The sequence below is a fragment of the Streptomyces sp. NPDC037288 genome, assembly GCF_055603265.1.
The window spans coordinates 1-3,130 of the sequence record NZ_JBVJVY010000170.1; the positions used below are offsets into that span (position 1 = coordinate 1).

General features: G+C 70.3%; 1 protein-coding gene. It reads left to right on the forward strand.

Annotated elements, in window-relative coordinates:
- Positions 1-3,130: methionine synthase (metH, locus tag ACZ7GZ_RS42870; RefSeq protein WP_471033252.1), on the forward strand; the 3,130-nt coding region annotated here is incomplete at both ends.

The following is a 3,130-nucleotide window of genomic DNA, read 5'->3' on the forward strand; positions in this document are numbered from 1 at the left end:
TCCGCCAGGCGCTCGCCACCCGTGTGGTGGTCGCCGACGGAGCCATGGGCACCATGCTCCAGGCCCAGGACCCCACACTCGAGGACTTCCAGCAGCTCGAGGGCTGCAACGAGATCCTCAACCTCACCCGCCCCGACATCGTCCGCTCCGTGCACGAGGCCTACTTCGCCGTGGGCGTCGACTGCGTCGAGACCAACACCTTCGGGGCCAACCACTCCGCCCTCGGCGAGTACGACATCTCCGACCGCGTCCACGAGCTGTCCGAGGCCGGCGCCCGGGTCGCCCGCGAGGCCGCCGACGAGTTCACCGCAAGAGACGGCCGCCCCCGCTGGGTCCTCGGCTCGATCGGCCCCGGCACCAAGCTGCCGACCCTCGGCCACGCCCCGTACACCACCCTGCGCGACGCCTACCAGCGCAACGCCGAGGGCCTGGTCACCGGCGGCGCCGACGCGCTGCTCGTGGAGACCACCCAGGACCTGCTGCAGACCAAGGCCGCCGTCCTCGGCGCCCGCCGCGGCCTCGACGCCCTCGGCCTCGACCTGCCGGTGATCGTCTCCGTGACCGTCGAGACCACCGGCACCATGCTGCTCGGCTCCGAGATCGGCGCCGCGCTCACCGCGCTGGAGCCGCTCGGTATCGACATGATCGGCCTGAACTGCGCCACCGGCCCGGCCGAGATGAGCGAGCACCTGCGCTACCTCGCCCGCAACGCCCGCATCCCGCTGTCCTGCATGCCCAACGCGGGCCTGCCCGTCCTCGGCAAGGACGGCGCCCACTACCCGCTGACCGCGCCCGAGCTGGCCGACGCCCAGGAGACCTTCGTCCGCGAGTACGGCCTCTCGCTCGTCGGCGGCTGCTGCGGCACCACCCCCGAGCACCTGCGCCAGGTCGTCGAGCGGGTGAGGGACCTCACCCCGCCCGCCCGCGACCCGCGCCCCGAGCCGGGGGCCGCGTCGCTCTACCAGTCGGTGCCGTTCCGCCAGGACACCTCGTACCTCGCCATCGGCGAGCGCACCAACGCCAACGGCTCCAAGAAGTTCCGCGAGGCCATGCTCCAGGGCCGCTGGGACGACTGTGTGGAGATGGCCCGCGAGCAGATCCGTGAGGGCGCGCACCTGCTCGACCTCTGCGTGGACTACGTCGGCCGCGACGGCGTCGCCGACATGGAGGAACTCGCAGGCCGTTTCGCCACCGCCTCCACCCTGCCGATCGTGCTGGACTCCACCGAGGTCGACGTCCTCCAGGCCGGCCTGGAGAAGCTCGGCGGCCGCGCGGTGATCAACTCCGTCAACTACGAGGACGGCGCCGGCCCCGACTCCCGCTTCGCGAAGGTGACCCGGCTGGCCCAGGAACACGGCGCCGCCCTGATCGCCCTGACCATCGACGAGGAGGGCCAGGCCCGCACCCCCGAGAAGAAGGTCGAGATCGCCGAACGGCTGATCGACGACCTGACCGGGAACTGGGGCATCCGTGAGGAGGACATCCTCATCGACACCCTGACCTTCACCATCTGCACCGGTCAGGAGGAGTCCCGCAAGGACGGCATCGCCACCATCGAGGCGATCCGCGAGCTGAAGAAGCGCCACCCGGACGTGCAGACCACCCTCGGCCTGTCCAACATCTCCTTCGGCCTGAACCCGGCCGCCCGCATCCTGCTGAACTCCGTCTTCCTGGACGAGTGCGTCAAGGCGGGTCTGGACTCGGCGATCGTGCACGCGAGCAAGATCCTGCCGATCGCCCGGTTCAGCGAGGAAGAGGTGCAGACGGCCCTCGACCTGATCCACGACCGCCGCAGCGAGGGCTACGACCCCCTCCAGAAGCTCATGCAGCTCTTCGAGGGAGCCACCGCCAAGTCGCTCAAGGCCGGCAAGGCGGAGGAGCTGGCCGCGCTGCCGCTGGAGGAGCGCCTCAAGCGCCGCATCATCGACGGCGAGCGCAACGGCCTGGAGGCGGACCTGGACGAGGCCCTCCAGGACCGGCCCGCCCTCGACATCGTCAACGACACCCTGCTGGACGGCATGAAGGTCGTCGGCGAGCTGTTCGGCTCCGGCCAGATGCAACTGCCGTTCGTCCTCCAGTCCGCCGAGGTCATGAAGACGGCCGTCGCCCACCTCGAGCCGCACATGGAGAAGTCGGACGCCGAGGGCAAGGGCACGATCGTGCTGGCCACCGTGCGCGGGGATGTGCACGACATCGGCAAGAACCTGGTCGACATCATCCTGTCCAACAACGGCTACAACGTCGTCAACCTGGGCATCAAGCAGCCGGTCTCCGCGATCCTGGAGGCTGCCGAGGAACACCGGGCCGACGTCATCGGCATGTCCGGCCTCCTGGTGAAGTCCACGGTGATCATGAAGGAGAACCTGGAGGAGCTGAACCAGCGCGGCCTCGCCGCCCGCTTCCCGGTCATCCTCGGCGGCGCCGCCCTGACCCGCGCCTATGTCGAACAGGACCTGCACGAGATCTACGAGGGCGAAGTCCGCTACGCCCGCGACGCCTTCGAGGGCCTGCGCCTGATGGACGCCCTCATCGGCGTCAAGCGCGGCCTGCCCGGCGCCAAACTGCCCGAACTCAGGCAGCGCCGGGTCCGTGCGACGGCCGCAGCCGTGGTCGAGGAGCGCCCGGAGGAGGGGCACGTCCGCTCCGACGTGGCCACCGACAACCCGGTGCCGGCCCCGCCGTTCTGGGACACCCGGATCGTCAAGGGCATCCAGCTCAAGGAGTACGCGAGCTGGCTCGACGAGGGCGCGCTGTTCAAGGGCCAGTGGGGGCTGAGGCAGGCCCGTACCGGCGAGGGACCGTCGTACGAGGAACTGGTGGAGACCGAGGGCCGGCCCCGGCTGCGCGGCCTCCTGGACCGGCTGCAGACGGAGAACCTGCTCGAAGCGGCCGTCGTCTACGGCTACTTCCCCTGCGTCTCCAAGGACGACGACCTGATCATCCTGGACGAGCACGGCAACGAACGCACCCGGTTCACCTTCCCGCGCCAGCGCCGCGGCCGCCGGCTGTGCCTGGCCGACTTCTTCCGCCCGCAGGAGTCGGGGGAGACCGACGTCGTCGGCCTCCAGGTCGTCACCGTCGGCTCGCGCATCGGCGAGGAGACCGCGAAGCTCTTCGAGTCCAACTCCTA